This is a genomic window from Streptomyces sp. NPDC051576 (assembly GCF_040681835.1).
Taxonomy (GTDB): Bacteria; Actinomycetota; Actinomycetes; order Streptomycetales; family Streptomycetaceae; genus Streptomyces.
The window spans coordinates 522,364-545,691 of sequence record NZ_JBFAZO010000002.1 but is presented as its reverse complement, the minus strand read 5'-3'; the positions used below and the strand labels follow the sequence as shown (position 1 = coordinate 545,691).

12 protein-coding genes and 1 tRNA gene are annotated in these 23,328 nt (G+C 73.1%); 3 read left to right on the top strand and 10 right to left on the bottom strand.

Annotation, left to right across the window (positions count from 1 at the left end; translation table 11 throughout):
• Positions 1-14: 14 nt before the first annotated feature.
• The 3 genes from AB0M63_RS08310 to AB0M63_RS08300 form a co-directional block, all read right to left on the bottom strand.
• A complete protein-coding gene (locus tag AB0M63_RS08310; protein ID WP_366018835.1) occupies positions 15-2,393 on the bottom strand; it encodes a hypothetical protein in 2,379 nt (792 codons plus the stop codon).
• A 3-nt stretch (positions 2,394-2,396) separates the two neighbouring features.
• Positions 2,397-2,468: transfer RNA gene (locus AB0M63_RS08305), tRNA-Gln, on the bottom strand.
• A 51-nt stretch (positions 2,469-2,519) separates the two neighbouring features.
• Positions 2,520-3,545 (bottom strand): lysylphosphatidylglycerol synthase transmembrane domain-containing protein, encoded by a 1,026-nt coding sequence (locus AB0M63_RS08300; RefSeq protein WP_355915052.1) that lies wholly within the window; start codon positions 3,543-3,545, stop codon positions 2,520-2,522.
• A 216-nt stretch (positions 3,546-3,761) separates the two neighbouring features.
• Here AB0M63_RS08300 and AB0M63_RS08295 point away from each other — a divergent pair, with 216 nt between their 5' ends.
• Complete coding sequence (locus AB0M63_RS08295) at positions 3,762-5,240, top strand: glycoside hydrolase family 3 N-terminal domain-containing protein (RefSeq protein WP_366018834.1); 1,479 nt, start codon at positions 3,762-3,764, stop codon at positions 5,238-5,240.
• A 39-nt stretch (positions 5,241-5,279) separates the two neighbouring features.
• Positions 5,280-6,299 carry a BadF/BadG/BcrA/BcrD ATPase family protein gene (locus tag AB0M63_RS08290; protein WP_366018832.1) on the top strand — a complete coding sequence of 340 codons (1,020 nt, stop codon included), beginning with the start codon at positions 5,280-5,282 and terminating at the stop codon, positions 6,297-6,299.
• Between the two features lie 24 nt (positions 6,300-6,323).
• Here the strand turns inward: AB0M63_RS08290 and AB0M63_RS08285 are convergent, their stop codons facing one another.
• Positions 6,324-7,208 carry a MurR/RpiR family transcriptional regulator gene (locus AB0M63_RS08285; RefSeq protein ID WP_355915043.1) on the bottom strand — a complete coding sequence of 295 codons (885 nt, stop codon included), beginning with the start codon at positions 7,206-7,208 and terminating at the stop codon, positions 6,324-6,326.
• A 119-nt stretch (positions 7,209-7,327) separates the two neighbouring features.
• Here AB0M63_RS08285 and AB0M63_RS08280 point away from each other — a divergent pair, with 119 nt between their 5' ends.
• Complete coding sequence (locus AB0M63_RS08280; RefSeq protein WP_366018831.1) at positions 7,328-8,092, top strand: SIS domain-containing protein; 765 nt, start codon at positions 7,328-7,330, stop codon at positions 8,090-8,092.
• A 180-nt stretch (positions 8,093-8,272) separates the two neighbouring features.
• Here the strand turns inward: AB0M63_RS08280 and AB0M63_RS08275 are convergent, their stop codons facing one another.
• The 6 genes from AB0M63_RS08275 to AB0M63_RS08250 are packed head-to-tail and all read right to left on the bottom strand — an operon-like array spanning position 8,273 to position 23,024.
• Entirely contained in the window at positions 8,273-9,355 is a 1,083-nt protein-coding gene (locus AB0M63_RS08275; RefSeq protein ID WP_366018830.1) for a class I SAM-dependent methyltransferase, read from the bottom strand.
• Positions 9,352-10,554 carry a glycosyltransferase gene (locus tag AB0M63_RS08270; protein ID WP_355915034.1) on the bottom strand — a complete coding sequence of 401 codons (1,203 nt, stop codon included), beginning with the start codon at positions 10,552-10,554 and terminating at the stop codon, positions 9,352-9,354. Before AB0M63_RS08270 ends, AB0M63_RS08275 begins: the two co-directional genes overlap by 4 nt.
• Complete coding sequence (locus AB0M63_RS08265) at positions 10,551-11,372, bottom strand: alpha/beta hydrolase (RefSeq protein ID WP_355915032.1); 822 nt, start codon at positions 11,370-11,372, stop codon at positions 10,551-10,553. Before AB0M63_RS08265 ends, AB0M63_RS08270 begins: the two co-directional genes overlap by 4 nt.
• Positions 11,373-11,375: 3 nt before the next feature.
• A complete protein-coding gene (locus AB0M63_RS08260; protein ID WP_355915029.1) occupies positions 11,376-11,681 on the bottom strand; it encodes an acyl carrier protein in 306 nt (101 codons plus the stop codon).
• The gene (locus tag AB0M63_RS08255) at positions 11,678-16,162 is read right to left on the bottom strand and encodes a beta-ketoacyl synthase N-terminal-like domain-containing protein (protein WP_366018829.1); all 4,485 of its coding nucleotides are present in this window, start codon (positions 16,160-16,162) and stop codon (positions 11,678-11,680) included. Before AB0M63_RS08255 ends, AB0M63_RS08260 begins: the two co-directional genes overlap by 4 nt.
• A 10-nt stretch (positions 16,163-16,172) precedes the next feature.
• Positions 16,173-23,024 carry an SDR family oxidoreductase gene (locus AB0M63_RS08250; protein WP_366018828.1) on the bottom strand — a complete coding sequence of 2,284 codons (6,852 nt, stop codon included), beginning with the start codon at positions 23,022-23,024 and terminating at the stop codon, positions 16,173-16,175.
• Positions 23,025-23,328 lie beyond the last annotated feature (304 nt).

The window sequence follows — 23,328 nt, the reverse complement described above, 5'->3', positions numbered from 1 at the left end:
GGGCCCGCTCCCTCTCAACTTCCGTGCTGTTGCACGCCAGTTGGGTCCGTCGCCAGCCAGTGGTCGTCCGTCGTCCAGCCGAGGAGGCGGCGGGCCCGGCCCCCGTCCGCCGAGCCGTCGGCGGCGAAGGTGCCGCCGTCGGCGGCGAAGGTGCCGCCGTCTGCGACCAGGCGCAGCCCCGCGAGGGCGGGCGCCAGGCGGGCGGCGACATGGCCGGGGTGACGGGCAGTCTCCTCGTCCAAGGTGGCGAGCATCCGCCGTTGTTCGGCGGGCGGGCAGAGCGACAGATGGAACACCAACTGCCGCCAGGCGTACGCCGCGTCCTTGATGGTGGAGTACGGCCACGGGTTGCCGTGCACCCGGCCCGTCAGCCGGCACACGGTGCCGAAGCAGCGGCGCGCCAGGTCGGCCCATCCCGGCGCGGGGGCGATGCCCACCCGGTGGACCAGCGTGGCCAGGTTGTGCGTGGTCAGGATCTGCGACTGCTCGATCACCTTGCCGTTGCCCGCCACCCACGACCCGGACGAGGACCCGGTCGATCCCGCCGGGGCCGAGGACGCCGACGCGGCCCGCTCCGCGCACAGCCTGGCGAACCCGGGGGAGGTCCGGGCCCCGGACGACCGGCCCGCCGCCTCGCTCGCCTCGGTGATCGCCAGGTCGCGGATCGCCGCGTAGTCGATGCCGTAGTACCGCTCGTACAGCGAACCGCCCAGCAGTTCGCCCGCGATCCCGGCCGCCACCAGGAACTTGGGGCCGAAGGTGTCCATGAAGATGTCGGCGGCCAGCTCCTCCACCAGCGGGGCGCCCAGGCCGGACCGGCGGGCGAGCACGCCGAGTTCACGCACCAGCGGGTTGGGCAGGATCGTGCCCGGGAACCCCTGCACCGCCAGCTCGCCCAACTGTCGTAGCAGCAGGGCGGCTTCGGCCGTGCCGTCGCCGCGCCGCGCTTCGACCGCCCGCACCCAGGGCAGTTCCTCGATCCGGATCTGCCGCTCCAGGTTGAGCAGCAGCAGCGAACGGCGGTTGCGGAACGCGGTGTAGTTCGCTGCCATCAGCGTCCGCAGCGCCTGGTCGTCGTAGGCGCGTGCGGTGGTGACGGCGACCAACTGCGGTACCAGTTCGGCCAGTACCTCGGCCGACGGGACGACCCCACGTTCCACGAGGGTGGCGGCCGGGGCGCTCAGCGTGCGTTCGACCACCCGGCGTACCGACTGCGGGAGTTCGGCCCCGGCGGGCAGGCCGGTCTCCCGCTCCTCCGGTACGGAGACGGGGGCGAGTACGGGGGTGAGGTCGGCGATGCCGAACTCCTGGGGCAGCACGGCGAGTCGGCCCAACGCCACCTGGGTCAGGGCGTGATGGGAGGGCAGGCCGGCCTGGGCCCGCTGCGCGCGGCGGAGTTCGGTGTGCGGCGCGGAGCCGGGCAGGCCGCGCCGCCGCACCATCGAGGTGACGGCGTGCCGCAGCAGCCCGAGCCGCCGCGGGTCCAACTGCCGCCCGGCGACGCTCTCCTCCAGGGCGCCGCGCAGAATGCCGAGGTTCTGCTTGGGATCACGGTGCTTCCCGCAGCGGGTGTGCTCCGCGGCCAGCAGCCGATAGCGTGCGAGCAGGGCGGTGCCACGCTCCAACCACCCCTCGTCAGGGGCGAGTTCGAGGACCCGGCGGTCCGCCCCGTCCGCCGTCTCCAGCCAGTGCGCGAGCAGCTCGTCACCGAACGGCTGCCATACGGCGAGTGCCTCGCGCTGGGTCTCGACGGCGGCGTTGGGACGCTTCCGGACCAGTGTGTCCACGGCGTCGGAGACGCTACGACGGTGCACCGCGTCGGCGATGTCCGGGCCGCGCCTACCGGTCGACGGACGTGGCAGGAACCGGAGTTGATCCGCGAACGGCTCCAACTCCGCGACCAGGTCCAGAGCACCGGCCGTCTCCCCGTGCCGCACCAGCCACGCCATGGTGAGCAGCGCGCCCTCCTCCGGCACGGTCACCTCGTACCGCCCGCTGTCCAACTGCCCCCACAGCCAGGCGAGTCCGGTGTCGGTCAGGCAGTGGGCGAACAGCGCCCGCCGGTCCGCGGGCACGCCGAACCGCTCCGCGAGCCCGATCTCGTACGCCTGGAGCGGGCCGCCCGCGCCCGGGGTCCCGGTCGCGAAGCCGCCGCGCATCACCTCGGGGGTGACCCAGGCCGGAAGCCCGGCCACCGGGGTGCGCGAGCCGACCGTCAGCCGTCCGCCCGCCATCCCCGCGAGCACGGCACGCCAGCGCTGTGCGCGGCCCTCCGCGCGACGGCGGGTGCCGGCGTCCTCGTGGGTCAGCGCGGTCGTGAAGGCCTTGGCCAACTGGCCCAGGGCATAGCCCGGGGCCGCGGTGAGGTGCTGCTGCTCAGCGTCGTCATCCATAAGCCGACGTGGCGGGTACCGCCCCCGCGCCCTCCGGGTCCAGAGCCCGGTGCTCTGCTACTGAGCTACACGCCGATGAGCAGCGACGTTAGACCCGCGACGGACGGCCGGACAAGTGGGTTTCGGTCAGAGCACCTTCCGGTGGACCAGCGCCGACAGCATGAGCGCCCCCGGCAGCAACGGCAGCCACACGGTCAGGACGCGGTAGCCGATGACACTCGCCGTGGCCAGATCCATGGGGGCGCCGAACGCGACCATCGTGAACACCGTCGCCGCGTCCACGGGACCGATCCCGCCGGGTGCGGGAACGGCGCCGACCGCCGTGCTGGCCGCGAGGAACGCCAGGACCACCTGGGCCCAGGACAGCGGCAGGCCGAGCGAGGCGCCGACCGAGAAGATCACCGTCGCCTGGAGCACCGGGGCGGCCGCCGCTCCGCCCCACAGGGCCAGGATCCGGCTGGGCATGGTGTGCAGTTGGCGTACGTCGGTCAGGGCGGTGCGGACACAGCGCAGCGCCGGGCGGCGCAGTCGGGGTACGGCCGACAGCAGGACGACGGCCGTGGTGAGAGCGGTCGCCAGGCCGCCGAAGGCGAGGAGCAACGACCAGCCTCTGGGGGCGAGTTGGCCGAATCGGAGGATCTCGGGGAAGGAGACGAGGAAGACGAGCAGCACGAGCGTTTTCGCGATCGGCCTGACCAGCGAGTACAGGGCGAGGGAGGCGGTGGCGCGGGCGAGGGGGATACCGCGGCCCTGGAGGAAACGCAGGGTGACGGCGTGGGCGCCGATGCTGGCCGGCAGGGCGTGGTTGGCGGCGCCGGCGGCGAACTGCGAGGCGATCAGCAGGCCGGTCGGCAGCCGTTCGGGCACGGCCCCCTGGCGGACGAGGGCGGCGGTGCCCCAGCCGAGGCAGGTGAAGAAGAGCGCGGCCAGCAGCCACCAGGGGTCGGCGGCGGCGAGCCGGGCCGTGCCGTCGTACATGGCACGCCAGTCGACCGCCGCCCACACCGCGATCAGCAGCAGGGGCAACAGGGTCAGCACCTTGGTGGCGAGGCGGGCCGCGGTGGGGAGGCGAAAGGGGACGGGGGCGGGAGCGGGGCCGGGGGTGGAGACGGGGAGCGGCCCGGGGATGTCTTCGAGCGGAAGCAGGGGCACGAGACGAAACGTTCCCGCCTGGTATGACGTCGCGGTGTCCGTAAGCGGAAGGAGTGCGGGCGGGCGGGCGACGCGGACGGCGCGGAAGGGATGGGGACACGCGGAGAAAATGGGGCCGGGGTGAACTCATTGATGCGGCCGGGATGAACTCATTGCCTGAATCAACAATCCATCGATTTGTTGACTTCCGGCTTATCGAGCCATTTGAATTCCATTATGACCCACGCCGAGCGACCGTCCGCCGCCGCCACCGCCCTTCCCGTCGATCTCGACGAGGCGGCCCACCGCTGTCTGGTCGCCGGGTTCGACGGTGCGACGGCCGTGCCGCACACGCTGAAGCGGCTCGTCGACCGGGGCCTCGGCGGGGTCATCCTGTTCACCCGCAACGTCCGGGACGCCGAGCAGGTGCGTCGGCTCACCGACGAACTCCGCGCCATCCGCCCGGACCTGATCGTCGCCATCGACAACGAGGGTGGCGGCATAGGCCACTTGGTGAACGCCGGTGCCCCGGAGATCCCCGGCCCCTACGCCCTCGGTGTCGTCGACGACCCGGCCCTGACCGCCCGTTGCGCGGACGCACTCGCCGGCCACCTCGCCACCCTCGGCATCACCGCCTCGTACGCCCCCGTCGCCGACCTCCAGCACCAGCCGCGCAACCCCATCGTGCGCACCCGCTCCTTCGGCGCCGACCCCGCCCTGGCCGCCCGCCATCTGCGCGCCTGGATCGCCGCCACCGACGCACGCGGCGTCGCCTCCTGCGCCAAGCACTTCCCTGGCCACGGCGGCACGGTCACCGACAGCCACGACGGCGTCGCGATCGACCCGCGGCCGTACGACCAACTCCTCGTCGATCTCGAACCGTTCCGCGCGGCCATCGCCGCGGGCGTACCGATGCTGATGAGCGCCCACGTCGTTTTTCCGGCCCTGGACGCCAACCGGCCCGCCACCCTGAGCCGTCGTATCCTCGGCGATCTGCTCCGCCTCGAACTGGGCTTCGACGGCGTGCTCGTGAGCGACGCGCTGGAGATGAAGGCGATCGCCGACGCGTACGGCGAAGCGGCCGGGGCCCGGATCGCGCTCGCCGCGGGGGCGGACCAAGTCATCGTCGCCGTACCGGACTTGGAGACCACCCTGGCCTGCCGGGACGCCGTGCTCGACGCGCTGCACGCGCGCGTGCTGCCCGAGGAGCGGGTGTGGGAGGCGGCCGGGCGGGTGCGGCGGCTCGCCGAACGGTACGCGGCCCCGCGCCGGACGGTCACCGCCTGGGACGCGGACGCCGGACCGGAGGCGGCCCGCCGTGCCGTACGCTCCCGGGTCCTGCCGGCGCCGGTGCGCGGCGCCCATGTCGTCGACCTGTTCCCGACCCCGCACCCCGCCCTGAACTGGGGCGGCGAGGATCTCCTCACCGAACTCAACACGATCGACCCCACGGCCACCGGTACGACCCTCACCGAGGAACCGGCGGACCCCGCCGCCCTCGTCGACGCGATCGTGCGCGCCGGTTCCCCGTTGGTGATCGCCACCTCCGACGCCGGTCTGCACCCCTGGCAGGCCCGGCTGCGCGACACCCTGACGGCCCGGCGCCCCGACGCCGTACTGGTCGACACCGGGCTGCCGGAGGGCGGCGCCCTCTGCTCCTACGGGCGGGGGCGGGTCAATCTGCGGGCGGTCGCGGAGGTGCTGGCGGGCGCGTGAGCGTCATGAGCGGCGGCCACGGTGGAACCATGGTCGGCGATGACCAGTGATGTGAACCAGGATCCCGCGGGTGGTTCGGTGGGTGATCTCGTCGTCGGTCTCGACGCCGGCGGCACCCGCACCCGGGCCGTTCTCGCCGCCGCCGAGGACGGGCGTTCCCTCGGTGAGGGTGCCGCCGGTCCCGGGAACGCACTGACCGTCCCGGTGCCGCGACTCACCGGCCATCTGGTCGAGGCGCTCACCCTGGCCGTGCCCGAGTGGGCGCGCGCCCGTGTGGTCGCGGTGGCCGGCGGTTTCGCGGGCGCCACGGCGGCCTCCGCCGAGGAACCGGGCCACGTCAACGCCCGCGCCGCCCTCACGGCCGCGCTCGGGCAACTCGGCATCCGGGCCGACCGGATCCGCGTCTGCAGCGACATCGAGGCGGCCTTCGCCGCCGCCCCCGGCACCCCCGCCGACGGCCTCGCCGTGGTCGCCGGCACCGGCGCGGTCGCCCTGCGCATCACCGACCGCCGCTCCACCGCAACCGTGGACGGCGACGGCTGGCTCCTCGGCGACGACGGCAGCGGCTTCTGGATCGGCCGGAGCGCGGTGCGGGCCGCGTTGCGCATGGCGGACGGCCGGGGAGCGACGACGGCGCTGGCCGTCTCGGTGGGGCGGGCGCTGGGCGTGCCCGAAGCAGTGCTCCCCGGCGACGGCGACTGGTCCGGCGCCCATCGCGAGGCCTACCGCATGCACGTCCTCCCGGCCGTCATGGCCGAACTCCCCATCCACCTCGCCCGCTTCGCCCCGCTGGTGGTCGAGGCGGCCGAGGGGAAGGACGTCGTGGCGGGGCGCATCCTCGACGAGGCGGCGGACCAACTGACCGACACTGTCAGGGCGTTGGGGCCAGCCCCCGGCGAACGGATCGTCGCCACGGGCGGCTTGCTGGGCCCCGAAGGCCCACTGACGGCCCCCCTCACGGCCCGCCTCCACACCCTCGGTCTGACCCTCGACTGGGTACCGGACGGCTGCGGCGGCGCGGTCGCCCTCGCCCGGCTCGCCCACCGGGACGGCAACTAGCCGTCGATTACAGGCGGGTTGAGGTCACCGCCCCCTGCGTGACTTCACCGCGTGCTCCCCGGCGATGTGGTCCGTGAGAGCCAGTGAGGCGCTCGCGCGCTGGTAGGAGAGCTGGGCGATGCGGACGTAGAGGCAGTCGATGAGGACCAGTACGGAGTGGCGGGCGCCGATGATGCCGGTGGGGAAACTCGTCGCCGAGGACGAGGAGATGAGCCGGATGTCGGCGGCGCGGGCGAGCGGTGAGCGGGGGTCGGAGGTGAGGGCGATGGTGGTGGCGCCGCGCTCCTTGGCGAGTGCGAACGGCTCGGTGGTCTCACGGGTCACACCGGAGTGGGAGATACCGATGGCGACGTCCGCCGGGGTGAGCAGGGCGGCGGAGGTCGCGGCCGCGTGCACCTCGGTCCAGCCGCGCACCGCGCAGCCGATGCGGAACAGCCGGGTCTCGGTCTCCTGGGCGATCGCCCCGCTGCCGCCGATGCCGTAGACGTCGATGCGCCGGGCGCGGGCGGCGGCCGTGGCCGCGCGCTCCACCGCGTCGAGGTCGATACGGTCGATGGTGTGCTGCACCGCGCGCAGATCCGCACTGCCCACGACCTGCACGACCCGTTCGAGATCGTCGTCCGGGGAGATGTCCGGGCCGATCTCGGCCGTGCCCCAGTCGGAGACCTCGCCGCGACCGCGCTCCTGGGCCAGCTCGATCAGCAGATGCTGATACGAGTCGAGGCCCACCGCCCGGCAGAACCGCGTCACCGTCGCCTGCGAGGTGCCGGTGCGGCGGCCCAGCTCGGCGGCCGAGCAGTGGGTGACGGCGGCCGGATCCTCCAGGATCAGCTCGCCGACCTTCCGCAGCGAGCCGGCCAGCCGGGGCAGCTCGGCGCGGATCAGGGAGGTGACGTCTGTCGGGGGCATGTGCAGAAGGTATCAGCCACCCCGGAGGCCCTCGATTGAATACCAGGACCGTGTGTGATTCATTGATTCAATATTCTAGGAATAAACAGGTGGTTTGATCCACCGGTGGGGAGACTTCCGTGTCCGCCGAGTCCGTGAGCGCCGAGACCTTCGCACGCGAGAGCCTGGCCGTCCTCCAACGCGTCACCGAGTCCAGCCGGGACAGCGTGTCCCGCGCCGCCGGACTCATCGCGGACTGCGTCCGCACGGACGGCGTCATCCAGGCCTTCGGCACCGGCCACTCCCAGGCCATGGTCCTCGAACTCGCGGGCCGCGCCGGGGGATTGGTTCCCACCAACCGCCTCAGCATCGGCGACCTCGTCCTCTACGGAGGCGACGATCCGAGCGTCCTCGACGATCCGCTGCTGGAGCGGCGGGCCGGTATCGCCGACCGCCTCTACGACCTCGCCGGGCCGCGCCCTCAGGACCTCTTCGTCATCGTCTCCAACTCCGGTGTCAACAAGGTGATCGTGGAAATGGCCCTACGAGTGAAGGAGCGCGGCCACCGTCTGCTGGCCATCACCTCGCTCGCCCACACCAGCGCCGTCCCCGCGGCCCACCCGAGCGGCAAGAAGCTCGCCGACCTCGCCGACGTCGTCCTCGACAACGCGGCCCCGCGCGGCGACGCCCTCCTCGAACTCCCGGGCGGCGGCGCCGTCGGAGCCCTGTCCACCCTCACCGGCGCGATGCTCGTACAGCTGTCGGTGGCCGAGGCCGCGGGCCGGCTGCTCGCCTCGGGGGAACGGCCTCCCGTATACGTCTCGGCCAATGTGCCGGGCGGCTTCGAGGGCAACCTGGAGCTGGAGAAGCGCTACGGGGGTCGCATCCGCCGTACCGCGAGCTGACCCGTCGTACGCGCGGAGACGGGCGGCCGGAGCCCCCGGAACCGGGCCGCGGCCGCTCGTCGCCCCTGGCGCCGTACTCGACGAGAGTCAGACGGAAAGTGATGGAATCACCGAGTGATGCTAGACGCGGTGAATGCATCATTCAATGGGGGGCGACGACGGCCGGTAGGTCCTGAGTGCTCAGTCGCGCCGTGCCACCAGCCGATACGCGTTCGACACCCCCAGCCGAGCCGACAGCCGCTTCACCACGAACCGGTCCAGGAGCGTGCCCAGGATCAGTGCCGGGATGCCGGCGATCAGGACTGCCGCGCGGAGTGTGCGGGCGGCGCCGGTCGGGGGCTTCGGGAGCCAGGGGAGGTTGTCGCGGGGCGCGGCGGTGTCCAGGGCCAGCCAGGTGCCGGCGAGGAGGTCGACCGGGTCGTGCGGCTCGGCGTGCTGTTCCGCCACGACCGTGAAGCCCAGGTCGGTGAGGCGGCGGCGCAGGTTCTCGACCGGGATGAAGTGCAGGTGCTGGGGCTGGAGCCAGGGCAGCCACCAGCGGCCGAGGAGGGCGGCGTACCGGCTGTCGGGGTCCGGGACCTCGATCAGGAGGTGGCCGCCGGGGCGCACCGCCTGGTGTGCCGCCGCCAGTTCGCGCTCGGGCTCCGTGCTGTGCTCCAGGTAGTGGAACATGCTGACGACGTCGTAGTGGCCCGCGAGCCCGGGGGCCAGTTCGGGGAAGCTGCCGCGGTAGCCGCGCTCCACCCGCCCCGCCTGCTCGGCGAGTTCGGCGCCGTCCGTGAAGTCGAGGCCGTCGAACGTGGTGTCGGGGTACACCGTGCGGGCCGACTCGCAGAAGTGGCCGTGACCCGTGCCGACGTCCAGCCAGTTCTTGGGAGTCGGGGAGTGCGGGAGCAGTGACTGTGCCCGCTGCTCGTACATCGTGGTGCGGGCGGCGAACGTGTTGCCCAACTGCTTCTCGCCCAGGCCGTCGTAGAAGTCCCGGTAGTAGAACTCCAGCCCCGCCGGGCTCAGTCGGGGATTCTGGAACGTGTGCCGGCAGTCCTCGCAGCGGTCCAGGACGAAGGTGCCCGGCTTGTGCTGGATCAGGTCCTTGGTGCGCAACCGGGTCCGCAGCCGCGACGATTCACACCAGGGGCAGGTCTCGCGCCTGGGCTCGAAGAAGCGGTCCAGGCCGTCGGCGAGGTCGGCCCGGTAGGCCGGGCGCAGGGCCGCCACCTGGTCGTTGCGGCTCTCTGCCTTGGGGTCGTCCGCGTTGCTCACTGGGTCTCCTTGAGGGGCGCGCCGGTGGCCAGCAGCTCCAGGTGGGTCGCCGCCGCGCGGCTGCCTCCGGCCGCGCGGAACGCCGTACGGATGCGGCCGGCCGCGGCGCGGTGGTCGGGTTCGTGGAGTACGGCGTCGATCGCCGCGCCCAGCTTCGGTGCGGTGACCCGGCCGAAGCGGACCCGGATGCCCGCGCCCGCACCGGTGACCTGCCCGGCGATCACCGGCTGATCGTCGCGGATGGGCGCCACGACGAGGGGGACGCCGTGCCACAGCGCCTCGCAGACCGTGTTGTGCCCGGCGTGCGAGACGACCGCGTCCGCCCTTTCGAGGAGCGGGAGTTGGGGGATCGAGGGGAGGATCAGCAGGTCCTTGTCCTGCTCGTCGGGTGCTGCGTCCAGCGCGTTGCCCGGATCCGCGACCACCGCCTGGACGCGGTCCGTCCGGGCCCGCAGCGCCGTCACGCACTCGGTGAGGAAACGGGCGCCCACATCGGTGTTGGCGGTGCCGAGGCTGACCAGGACCAGGGAACGGGCCGGGTCCAGCCACTCCCAGGGGAAGTCCGGCGCGACCGGTCGGGGCGCGATCGACGGGCCGACCCAGCGGATCTGCTCGCCCTGCCGTGCCTCGGGGCCGACGAGTTCGGGGGTGCTGAAGGCGAGCACGAGGTGCGGGGAGAAGCGGGGGTCGCCGGTGCCGGACGGGTCGCCGATGCCGGCGCGCAGTCCGTGCAGCAACTCGTCCAGCCATAGGGCGACTTTGGGCATCCCCGCGAGGACGTCCGTGAACTCGGCGGAGGTGGTGGCCGAGGTCGCCCACGGTATGCCGAGGCGTTCCGCCACCAGGCCGCCGGCCAGGGCCTGTTGGTCGGCGACGACCGCGTCGGGCCGGAACTCCCCGACGGCGGCGGCGACTCCGGGCGCCATCTGCTCGGCGAGCGGCGCGAGGAACGCCTCCCACAGGAACCTCAGCGCCTCGGGGCCACGGATGTCGGGCGGCCGGATGCCCTCGCCCGTACCCGGGACCGGCCCGGCACACGGGAACACCCGGGCGGACTCTCCGGCGAGTCGTCGTACGAGACCGGGGTCTGCGCACGCCCAGGCCAACTCGTGCCCGCGTGCGGCCAGTTCGGCGGCCACGGCCGCCGCCGGGTTGATGTGGCCGACCAGCGGCGGTACGACGAACAGGAACCGGCTCACCGGGCCGCCACCTCGGCGGCCCCCGTCGCGCTCGCCCGCTGTATCAGGGAGAGGATGTGGGTGCCGACCGTGCCCGCCGCCTCGACCAGCACGGAGTGCTCGTGGCCGGGCACGACGACGGTCCGGCAGTCCGGGAGCACCGACTCCAGCCACGGGGCGAGCAGCGCGAGGTCCGAGTCGCCACCGTAGATGCCGAGCACCGGGCAGTGGACGGCACGGATCTGATCGTCCGTCAGGACATTGCTGAGCGGGATGTCCCGGGAGAGGGAGGTCTCCCGGGCCAGCCGGGCGGCGCCCTTGGCGAGGCGGGCGGTGTTGTGGCCGCGGTTCGCGCTGATCCAGGCGAGCGCGTCGTCCTCGTTGTGCGCCAGCTCGTGCAGCACGCGCTCCAGGATGCCGCCGAGTTTCGGCGCCCAGGCCGCGGTCGCCGGTTCCGACTCGATGAGGGAGACGCTGGCGGCGCGCTCCGGATGCCGGGCCGCGTAGCCGAACGCGACCGTCCCGCCGTAGGAGTTGCCGACCAGATGGACCGGGCCGGTCACCTCCAGCCGGTCGAGGAGCGCCTCCAGGTCGTCGATGTTGTCGTCGAGGGTGTAGCCGGTGTCGGGGCGCCCGCTGCGGCCGTGGCCGCGCAGGTCGTACATGACCACCTCGATGCCGGCGAGCGCGAACGGCGGGGCGATCGTGAAGTAGTAGCTGGCCAGGCTGTCGGTGAGCAGCCCGTGCACCAGCACCGCCGTCGCGATGGGAGGGCGGTGCTCGGGCGGGCTCATTCGCTGTACGTGCAACCGGAGTTGACCGGTGTCGACCATCGCCATGGCTCAGCCCGCCTCGGCTGCCTTGAGGCTCTGCACGACGTACTCCACCAGCCGGCCGACGGTGAGTTCGATGATCTCGTCGAACTCCATCCCGGCCAGGAACTCGGCGAAGTTGACCTTCGTGCCGTAGTGCTCCTGAAGCAGACCGGCCAGGGTCACCAGGTCGATGCTCTCCAGCTCCAGATCGCGGTTGAAGGTCGTCGTCATGGTGATCTCGACGTCGTCGACGCCGTACTCGTCCTCCAGGAGCGCGGTCAGCATGCCGGTGAGGTCGGTGAGGACGGTGTCCTCGGTGGTGGGGGTGGTCATCGGTCGTACTCCTCCTCGTGCGCGGGTCCCGTCGTCCAGGCCACGACGTAGGTCCGGTCCGGCAGGGCGGGGGGATTGCCGGCCGGTTCGCAGTGCACCGTGTAGGCGCGTTCCAGGCGTCCGGACACCAACAGCCTTGATCCGGAGATGACTTGGAAGACGGTGAAGTCGCGCGGGCGTCCCTGGAATCCGGTGCCCTCCGCCTTGGCGACGGCTTCCTTCGCCGCCCAGAAGCGGGCGAACCAGAGTGCCTCCGACTCGCCGGTGTCGGTCAACCGGGCGCGCAGCAGCGTGAGTTCTTCCTCGCCGAGCGCGGTGGTGAGCGTGCTGGGAGGGCGGTCCACGACCTCCTCGATGTCGATCCCGGGGCCGGGACCGGGGGAGTGCGGCCGTACGATCGCGACCGCCGCCTCGGCGCGGTGCGCCAGCGAGACATCCAGCGGGGGCAGGGTGCGGCCGTGCAGACCGGTGACGTACGGGCGGCCCGACTCGTCGTTGTGGACCCGGATCTCCGCCGGGAAGACGGGCCCCTCGCCGTGGCCCCAAAGCCACTGCCGTACCGCGTCCTTCACCGCGATCCGGCCCAGCAGCCACTGTCGGCGGCCGCGCGGCGGATGCTCGGCGTACTGCGAACGCTCCACGCTGCTCAGCGAGTTGCGCATGATCAGATCGCGGGAGGCGAGGTCGGGCCAGCGCTCGTTCAGCAGGGTCCGGCCGCCCGGGCGGGCCTCGGAGAGGGTGTTGCGCTCGGGGAAGCGCTCGACCGGCCTGGTCTGCGGGTCGTTGTCGAAACGCCGGTCCTGCCAGCCGGTCAGCTCCGCCCACACCTCGCCGTCGACCGTGAGCTGTACGTCGGCTTCGAGCGCGGTGTCCGTGAGCGAGGTGATCCGCACCAGGCACTCCACCTCGGTGCCGGGGCGCGGATGGGGGCCGTGGAAACGCATCTCGCGCATCCCGACCGGGAAGACGACGGTGCGTTCGGTGCGGGTCGCCATGATCCAGTAGCCGAGGATCTGGCCCACGTTGTCGAGCAGGGCGCCCGGAGCCGGGGGTGTGGTGATCACTCCGCGTACGTGGCGGTCGCCGATCGCGGTGAGTTCGGTGACGCCCTGGAACGCGGGGCCGTGGAACATCCAGCGCTCGTCGTAGAGATGGGACGCGGTGTGGTCGGGGGCGCGTTCGGTGGCGGGGTCCGGGCGTGGCTGGGGCCGGGGCGCGGGGGCGTGCGCGGGGGCCAGCTCGACCACCGCGCGCGCGTGCGGGCCGAAGGAGACGGCGAGTCGGCCGGGGGCCTCGGTGGTCACCCGCACCGGTACGTCGACCGACGGAGTCGCCGTCAGCCAGCGGTCGAACCGCGCGTCGTGCACGGCGACCGCCCGCATGCCGGGCGCGGTCCGCTCCGCCGCCTCGATGATGTGCTGGACGATCGTGGTGGCGGGGACCACCGGCCAACGGTCCGCGACATCCGGCCAGTTGGCGCGTTGCGGGAAGAAGCAGTGGTCCATGAGGTACGGCATCGAGTCCGGTGAGACATGGACCGTGGTCTGCCATTCCCGTGGGGGAGCGGGTGGTTGGCGGCTCGGAACGGGGAGGGGTGCCGCGGTACGACTGCTGCTGCCCGCGGTGATGAGTCGGGCGGCCGTGTCGGCGGTGTCCCGCAGCAGGGCGTCCAACTCGGCGGCGGCCGGGAAGCGTTCGGTCAGCGCGTCCAAGGGCGAGGCCGTGGTGCGCGGAGAGGGTGTGCGCAGCTCCGCTCGCAGCTTCACCAGGCTCGGGCCGTCGAGCGACACGAGCGCCCCGTCCAGGTCGAGCCGTACGGGAGGCCGGTCCCGCCGTGCGGCGGGCGTGGCCCTCCCGGACTCCAGGCCGGCCGGGTCGATCGCCCCGCCCGCCGACCACAACGCCACGGCCACGCGCCGGAGTTGGGCGAGACCGGAGCGGTGCGGCGAGTTGGCGGCCACCACCAGGTGGTCGCGTCCGCTCAGCGTCGCGTCGATGAGGGAACCGAGCTGGCCGGTGCCGACCTGGACGAACGCGCGATGACCGGCCGCGTACATGGCCTCGACGAGCTGCCGGAAGCGCACGGGCTCCAGCAGGTGCCGGATGAACAGCTCGCGTACCGCCGTCTCGTCCGAGGGGTACGGCGCGGCGGTCGTTCCGGACCAGAGGGGGACCGTCGGCGGGTGGAGGCGGAAGCGGTTCGTGGCCTCCTCGATCGGCGCGAGGTAGGGCTTCAACATCGGTGTGTGGAAGCCCGATTGGAACGGCAGTACCTGGCTGAGGACTCCTTGCGCGCGGAAGGACCGCACGAACTCGTCCACGGCCTTGTCCGGCCCGCACACCATCGACTGGCCCGGCGCGTTGTCGTGCGAGAGCACGATCCCGGCGCCCGCCCACTCGTCGGCGAGCGCCGACAGCACGCGCTCGGCCGGAGCCCCGATCGCGCCGAAGGCCAGCCCCGGCACCGTCACCGAGTCGGGGTCGAAGGACTCCATGAAGTCGCTGACCTCGTCCGCCGAGTACACCCCGGCGGCCGTCATCGCCGTCCACTCGCCCACACTGTGCCCGGCGACCGCGTCCGGGACGACGCCCATCCGGCGCAGCGCCGCGTCCAACAGCCGTCCTACGCCCACCACATCGAAGCCGTGGCGACCGACGTCCCCCACCTGTGCGGGAGTCGACGATCTGGTCTCGTGCAGTCCGAAGTGCGCGGCGACATCCTCGACCCGGGGCGTGAAGTCGCCCTCCAGTCCGGGGAAGACGAACGCGAGCTTGCCCTCGCCGGGCCCGATCAGCGGGCTCGGCGTGAACCACACATCGCTACGGCCCTGCCACGCCCGCCCCTTGGCGACCGCCCGGCGGGCGAGCGCGAGCCGCTTGGCGTCCGGGGCGACGATCCCGAGCCGGGAGCGGCCCGACGCGGGGTGCGCATCGGTCGTGGCCAGGAGGGTGGAGTCGTCGGCCTCCAGCAGTACGGCGAGGGCCTCGGGGCTGTCGGCGGCGAGGGTCAGCACGCGCTCCGGTTCGTCGACGAGCACCGTCGCCGCACGTGGTGCCCGTGCCCCCGGCGCCTCCTCCAGCACGACATGCGCGTTGATGCCACCGAACCCGAACGCGTTGACCGCCGCCCGCCGCACCGGCTGCCCGGAAGTCGTCTCCCAGGGCGCCGCCTTCTCCAACGGGCGGAACCGCGTGGCCGCGAGCGCCGGATGCGGGTCGTCGCAGTGCAGCGTCGGCAGCAGCATGCCGTGGTGGACGGCGAGGGCGGCCTTGATCAGACCGGCGACCCCGGCGGCCGGCATGGTGTGGCCGATCATCGACTTCACGGAGCCGATGACCGCGCTGCCGTGGGAGGTGCCCGTGTTCCCGAACACCTCCGCCAGCGTGGTGAGTTCGGCCGCGTCACCGGCGGGTGTCGCCGTGCCGTGCGCCTCCAGCAGACCGATCGAGTCGGGCCGCGCCGGGTCGAGCCCCGCCGCGTCCCAGGCCTGCCGTACGGCATGGGTCTGGCCGGTCGAGTCGGGGTTGACGAGACTCGCGGCCCGGCCGTCGCTGGACACACCGGTGCCCCGGACGACGGCGTAGATCCGGTCCCCGTCGCGCTCGGCGTCGGCGAGCCGCTTGAGGACGACGACTCCCGTGCCCTCGCCGATCAGGATGCCGTCGGCATCGCGGTGGAAGGGGCGGATGCGCTGGCTGGGGGAGAGCGCGCGCAGTTGGGAGAAGACGCTCCACAGCGTGATGTCGTGGCAGTGGTGGACACCGCCCGCCAGCATCAAGTCGCAGCGCCCGGCGGCCAGTTCGGTCACCGCCTGGTCGACAGCGATCAGCGAGGACGCGCAGGCCGCGTCCACCGTGTACGCCGGGCCGCGCAGGTCGAGGCGGTTGGCGACCCGGGATGCCGCGAGGTTGGGCACCAGGCCGATGACCGACTCGGGACTGTCCGGGCCGAGCCGCTCGGTGAACGCGGTGCGGATCCGGTCGAGTTGGCCGGGGTCCAGGTCGGGCAGCAATTCGCCCAGTGTGCGTACGAGTTGGCCCGCCGTACGGACCCGCTGGTCCAGGCGGACCAGGCCGGGGGTGAGGTAGCCGCCCCGGCCGAGCACGACACCGACCCGCCGCCGGTCGGGCAGCCGGGACTCGCCGCCCGCGTCGGCGAGGGCGGCGGCGGCCACATGGAGGGCGATGAGCTGGTCGGGTTCGGTGCCGGGCACCGAGTTCGGCATGATGCCGAACCGGGTGACCTCGACCTCGGCCAGCGCGTCGACGAACCCGCCACGCCGGCAGTACACCTGGTCGGCGACGGCCGGACCACTCGCGGAGTCCGGGCGGTAGTAGTCCGCGTCCCACCGCCCGTCCGGCACCTCGCTGATGGCATCCGTGCCGGCCAGCAGATTCCGCCAGTACGCGTCGAGGTCGGCGGCGCCGGGCAGCAGCACCGACATGCCCACGATGGCGACCGGCACTTGACGGTCCGTCATGCCGGACATGTCACCAGCCCGAAGCGGTGTAGACGACGGCTCCGGCCGACTCCTCGCCCCAGGCGAGTTCGCGCAGCAGCGCCGCGGTGCCCTCCTCCGGGTCGATCAGGCTGATGCCGCGCCGGGCGTACTCGCGTCCCAACTCCGGGGTGACCATGCCGTGATGGCCGCCGGTGGGCGCCCACGGACCCCAGTGCACGGTGAGCGCGCGGTGCCCGGTGCGCGCCGACCAGGCGGTGCCCAGGCTCTGCAGGGCGTCGTTGGCGGCCGCGTAATCGACCTGGCCCCGATTGCCGAGCACGGCCGATATGGAGCCGAACAGCACCGCGAACGCAGGCCCGTTGGGCAGTTCCTCCAGGGCCGACAGCAGGGTTTCGGCGCCGTGCGTCTTCGTGCCGTAGACCCGCTGGAAGGACTCGGTGGTCTTCTCGGCGATCAGCCGGTCCTCGATGACCCCGGCCGCGTAGACGACTCCGTCGAGCCTGCCGTGTTCGGCGTGGATCTCCTTGACCGCCTGGAGCGCGGCGTCCGGTTCGCGGAAGTCGACGGAGTGGTAGCGGGCCTCGCTGCCGAGGGCCGCGAGTTCGTCGAGAGTCGCGGTGATCTCCCGCTGGGCGAGCAGGAGTTCGGCGGTGCGGTTGATCTCGGCGGGGGTGAGGCCGCCGCCCCTGGCGGCGAGGGCCGCGCGCAGTTCGGCGGGGGTGCGGGCGCCCGCGGTCGCCGGGTCCTCGGGGCCTGCCGGTGCGGCCGTCCTGCCCAGGAGTTCGATACGGCACCGGGAGGCCGCGGCGAGCGCGGCGGCGAACTTCGCGGTGATTCCCCGCGCCCCGCCCACCAGCAGCACCACCGACTCGCGGTCGAGCCCGATCGCGGCGGCCTCGGCGACCCCGTCGCCGGCCGGTCCCGCACCGTTGGTCGCGAGCGCGCCGAGCGGTGTCTCCACCAGCTCAAGTCCGTGCCGTCCGGCGGGAGTTCGCAGGACGACCGGCTCGGTGCCGGCCGCCAGCAGTTCGGCGATCAGCGCGTCGGCGACGGCGGCCGGTGCGGTGTCGGTCAGCTCGACGACCCGGGCGACGGTGTCCGGATACTCCCGGGCCACCGTGCGGAACAGCCCGTACAGGCCCGCCGATCCGCCGTCCGCCCCCTGGACCGCGACGAGGTGGCGCGGACCGCGCCGCAGCGCGGCCTGGAACACGGGGAACGCGTCGGGCAGCACCGGCGCCGACGCCGTGAGTGGCGCGAGATACAGGGCGCCGTCCACCTGGCCGTCGGCTTCGGTGAGTTGATGGCCGGGAGCGACGATCACCGCGTCGGCGCCGTAGGAAGTGAGCCGGGACGCGACGGTCTCCGCCGCATCTTCGCCGCCGTAGAGGACGAATCGCCGGCCGCTCAGCACGGACGCCGGGTCAGCCGGGTTGTCGCCGTCCTGGTGCGCCAGCGGCACCGGCCGCAGTTGGAGCCGCTTCGGCGCGGCGCCGGTGACCTCGTCCTGCGGGACGCTCTCAGCCACGGGTGCGGCGGTCGGCCCGGTCAGTCGTGCCGACAGCCAGCCCGTGACGGACGCCGCCGTGCGGGCCTTCGCCAGGTCCTCCAGCTCGGCGTCGTCGAGCGAGGTGATGTCCGCGCCGCCGCCGATGCCGAGGCGCCCGGCCAGTTCACCGGCGATCTCGGCGCGCTTGATGGAGTCGATGCTGAGGTCCGCCTCCAGGTCGAGATCGGGCTCGATCATGTCGACGGGGTAGCCGGTGCGCTCGCTGATGATCTCCAGCACGACCCGCAGCACATCGTCCTCGGTGACGGCCTCGGGCGCCGACTCCGGCTGGGGGGCGGGCTGTTGGGCGACCGGGGCCGCAACGGCGGCCGGAAGGGCGGGTGTCTGCGGCAGCGCCTCGACCACGGCGGGCGCCGGTGCGGGCACCCAGGTGCCCTGGGGCACCTGGGCCCCGCCGAAGTACGTGAGCAGCACGTCCCGTTGGGCGGCCACCATCTCCCGGCTGGTGCGCAGGAACTCGGAGATGAGCGCGTCCCTGTTCGCCTCGACCGGGGCGCCGTCCTGAGGGTTCGTGGTCACAGTCGTCTCCACAACGCGTCGGGCCGGTGCGAGAGCACCGGGCAGGAGTGCTCCGGCGGCGGTGCGGACGAGCTGTCCGTCGACCGTCCAGCCGGGTCGCGAGGGCACGGGGGTCCGGGCCGCGTCGACGGCGTCGCGCCCGTTGAACAGCCATCCGGTCCGCACCGGCAGCCCGGCGACGGCCAGTTGGGCCAGTGCGTCGAGCCAGCCGCGCAGCCCGCTGTCCTGCCGTGGCTCGCAGGCGACCGTGCGGTGCGGACGGCCGTCGAGGATCTGGCCGACCAGCCGGGTGAGCACGGAGCCGGGGCCGGCCTCGACGAAGACGCGGGCACCCGCCTCGTACATCGCCTCGATCTGCGCGACGAAACCGACCGGTGCCCCGATCTGCGCGGCGAGTTCGGCCCGGACCGCGTCGGCGCCCTCGCCGTACGGGGCCGCCGTACGGTTGGACCAGACCGGGAACTCCGGGGCGAGCACGGGCTGTTGGGCGAGGACCTCCGCGAACCGCTGCCCCGCCCCCGCCACCAGCGGGCTGTGGAAGGCGCACGCGACGGGGATGCGCTTTGCGCCCAGGCCGGCGTCGCGCAGCAGCCGTACGGCCGCTGTGACGGCCTCGGTCGGGCCCGAAATCACCGTCTGGCGCGGCGAGTTGTGGTTGGCGACGACCACCGAGTCGGGTGCGCCCGCCGTCTTCAGAGCCTGTACGACGTCCTCGGCGCCGGCCGCCACGGCGGCCATGGTGCCCGGGTCGTCCGCGCCGGTGGCCGCCAGGATCGCCGCCGCGCGTTCGGCGCTGAGCTTCAGCAGCGCCTCCGGGGTGATGGCACCGGCCGCGCACAGGGCGACCAGCTCGCCGTAGCTGTGCCCGGCCGCCATGTCGGGCCGGACGCCCGCCTCGGTGAGCAGCGCGTGGGCGGCGAGCCCGGCGATGCCCAGCGCGGGCTGCGCGACCCGGGTGTCGGTCAGCCCGGCCTGCTGGCGCTCGCGCGCGGTGTCGTCGAAGGCGGAGGGCGGGTAGAGCGCGTCGGCGTGGTCGCGGCCGAGGTGCAGATAGTGCTGCAACTCGGGGAACGCGATGAACACGTCGGCGAGCATGCCCGGGCGCTGACTGCCCTGGCCGGGGAAGAGGAACGCGACCTTGCCCGGGTCGGCCGCTTCAGCGAGATGGATGCCGGCGGCGGGATCGTGCTCACCGTCCAGCGCCCGCCGCAGTTGCCCGACCAGCCCCTCCACGTCCCGGGCCACCACGGCCACTTGCACCGGCTCGTGCCGGGCGTCGGAGCGGCGGGACGCGCTGAGGGCGAGGTCGCGGAGCTTCCAGCAGCCCGCCTCGGCGAGCTTGAGGATCTCCTCGATGCCCCGCCGCGCCGCCGCCCGGTCGGTTCCCCGGAACATGAACAGCTCGGCCGGCCAGGCGTCCAGACCGTGCGCGGGCGGTACGGCCTCGCCGTAGGCCCCGATCACCGCGTGGAAGTTGGTGCCGCCGAAGCCGAACGCGCTGAGCCCGGCGACGCGTTCCTCGGCGGGGGCCGCCCAGGGGCGGGGCCGCGCGTGGAAGACGAACGGGCTGCTGTCCTCCTGCCACGCCGAGTTGGGCTGCTTCATGTGCAGGGTGGGCGGCTTGACCCCGGTGTAGAGGGAGAGCACGGTCTTGATCAGCCCGGCGAGTCCGGCGGCGCATTTCGTGTGCCCGATCTGCGACTTGACCGAGCCCAGTGCACAACTGCCGTTCTCCGCACCGGAATCGGCGAACACCTCGCTGAGGATGGAGAGTTCGGTCCGGTCGCCGACGACGGTCCCGGTGCCGTGCGCCTCGACCAGGCCGACCTCGGCGGGGGAGACACCCGCGTTGCGGTACGCCCGCTGCAGTGCAGCCCGTTGTCCCTCGGGCCGGGGTGCCGTCAGGCCCAGGGAGCGGCCGTCGCTGGAACTGCCGACTCCCTTGATGACGCCGTAGATCCGGTCGCCGTCCCGCTCGGCGTCCGCGAGCCGCTTGAGGACCACGCAGGCGACGCCCTCGCCGAGCGCGATGCCGTCCGCCGAGCTGTCGAAGGCGCGGGAGCGGCCGGTGGGGGACAGGGCGTGCACGGAGGCGAAGAGGACGTAGTCGTTGATGCCGTTGTGGAGGTCGGCGCCCCCGCACAGCACGACATCGCTGGTGCCGCCCACGAGTTCCTTGCAGGCGACGTCGACGGCGGCCAGCGAGGACGCGCAGGCCGCGTCGACCGTGTAGTTGGCCCCGCCGAGGTCCAGCCGGTTGGCGATGCGGCCCGAGATGACGTTGGAGAGCATGCCGGGGAAGGAGTCCTCGGTGAGGGTGGGGAGTTGCTCCTCGACGCCCTGCGGGATCTTCCCGTAGTAGGTGGGCAGTACGGCACGCAGCGTGGTCGCGTTGGAGAGGTCGCTGCCCGCCTCCGCACCGAACACCACGGAGGTGCGCGAGCGGTCGAACTGCCGCCCCCGGTCGCCGTATCCGGCGTCCTCCAGTGACCGCCGGGCGGCTTCGAGGGCCAGCAGTTGGACCGGCTCGATACTGCCGAGGGAGGTCGGCGGGATGCCGTAGCGCAGCGGATCGAAGGGGATGCGCGGCAGGAAGCCGCCCCACTTCGACGGGGTGGCACCGTCCTTGCCGGTCGAGTAGTGCACGGCCGGGTCCCAGCGGTCGGGCGGGACCTCGTCGACGGCGTCGCGGGCGCCGAGGATGTTCGCCCAGAACGTGGGGAGGTCGGGTGCCTGCGGGAACATGCACGCCATGCCGATGACAGCGATGTCGAGTGGAGCCGGCGCCTCGGGCTCGACGCCCTCCTCGACTCCCAGGCGCGCGCGGGCGGTTCGCGCGCTCTCGGTCAGGAAGTCGGCGGCCTCCTCGGTCACCGCGCGGTGCAGGGCGTCGATCGTGGTGGTCGCGGTCCGCAGCACGGCGACCTCGCCGGCCATGAACATCCCCTCGGCGAGCTGCCGTTGCTCGTCCACGGCGGCCAGCGCTCCGGCGGTGTCCCGCTCGACCCCCTTGCTGGCGATCCGCAGCCGGCCGACGTTGAGCCGCTCCAACTTCTCCCAGATCTCCCGGTCCGGCACACCCTGTTCACGCAACTGGGCCTCGAAATCGAGGTAGTTGTCGCTGAACGGGCTGGGTACGCAACGGGTGGCGTGACCCGGTGCGGTCTCCAGGAGCGCGGTCCGGGTGGCCGCTGTCACCTGCTCCTGGAACAGCGGCTGGATCGCCCCGCAGCCGACCGCCTCCTCGGTGAAGAGGTAGGCGGTGCCCATCAGCACACCGACGGCGGCGCCCCGGGCGGTGAGCGGCGCGGCGAGCGCGGCCACCATCGCCGCCGACCGCTCGTCGTGGACGCCGCCCGCGAAGAACACCTCGACGTGCTCCGCGGTGTCCGGCTCGGCCTTCGCCAAGAAGTCGTCCAGTACGGCGAGTTGGGCCTCCCACAGCGGGAAGCTGCTGCGTGGCCCGACATGGCCGCCGCACTCGGAGCCCTCGAACACGAACCTGCGCACGCCCGCGTCCAGGAACTGCCGCAGCAGCCCCGGCGAGGGCACATGCAGGAAGGCGGAGATCCCGGCCCGCTCCAGCGCCTCGGCCTGGGAGGGCCGACCGCCCGCGATGATCGCGTGCGTGGGACCCGCCTCCCGTACGGCTTCGAGCTGGGCGTTCCGCAGCTCCTCGGGCGCGAAGCCGAGCACTCCGACGCCCCAGGGCCGCTCGCCCACGACGGCGCGGGTCTCGGCCAGCACCGCCCGCGACTGCTCGCCGCTGGAGAGGGCCAGCGCGACGAACGGCAGGGCACCGCCCGCGGCCACCGCGGCGGCGAACTCCGCCTGGTCGCTGACCCTGGTCATCGGGCCCTGGGCGACGGGGAGTCGGGTGCCGAGCGCCTCGCTCATCGGGGAACCGGTGCGCAGCGCCCGGGTGGGTCCTTCGTCGCGTATGGACTCCCGTACGGCGGCGGTCAGTTCACGTACGGTGCGGCCCGCGTCGCCCCAGCGCTCGGCGAACCGCGCGGCGAGGAAACCGTCCTGGCCGACCGGCAGGAGCTGGGTGCGCGGGTCGCGGGCGCCGAGCAGTTCGGACACCCGCTCGGCGGGCACCTGCGGGGCGTCCGGGCCGCGCCGGAGCAGCACCCGGTGACCGGCCACCACCGTGGTCTCGGAACCGTCCATCGAGCGCAGCGCGGCGGCCGCCGTCTCCGGCAGGCCCGACTCGGCGAGCAGCGCCAGCTGGCTGTCCAGGACGACCCCGGCCGCGCCACCGGCCACGGCAGCGGCCGCCGTACGGGGCCCGATGCCGCCGCAGGCCCAGACCGGGACGTCCACACCGGGCTCGGCGAGCAGGCGCTGGAGCAGCACGAAGGTGCTCAACTCGCCCACCCGGCCGCCGCTTTCGGCACCCCGGGCGATCAGCCCGTGTGCACCGGCGCGGACCGCCGCGAGCGCCTCGTCGGGACCGGTCACCTCGACCAGCACCCGGTGCCCGGCGGCGACGTCCGCGATCGGCCAGGGGGCGTCCACGGCGAGAACGACGGTGTGCGGGCTCGCGCCGCCGCCCGTCGTGAGGTCCCCGGGGACGATCCGGCAGTGGGCTCCGATCCGCACCCCGAAAGGGCCGGGGGCCCAGCGCCGGATTCGCGCCAGGGCCTCTCTCGCTCTTCGGTCGCCCATTCCCAGGTCGAGTACGCCGAGGCCGCCGGCGCGGCTGACTGCCGCCGCGAGCCTGGCGTCCGGCTCATGGAACGGGGTGATTCCAATGATCAGTTCTTCGGCGCGCGCGACAGGCGTCATGATTCTCCGAATAAACGGTGAAACTGCACGGTGGGGGGTTTCGGCCGGGGCGCCGAATGTAATCGCAAAGACGCGAGATGGCTGGTTGAAAACTAGCCCCCCTGTTACTCATGGGTCAACTACGACAAGGTAAGCAACTCATGGAGGGAAGTGATCAAGCCACTCGGAACCGGCCCCCAAACAACCGAAAACCCTGCCAATTTCCTTCAGAGGGCACGCCATTCGGACCGCAGTGGCGCAAGCGGTCCAAAAGCCCCTGGTATTCATCCGGGGCTCATGGTCCCGAAACATCGCCGACGGCGGG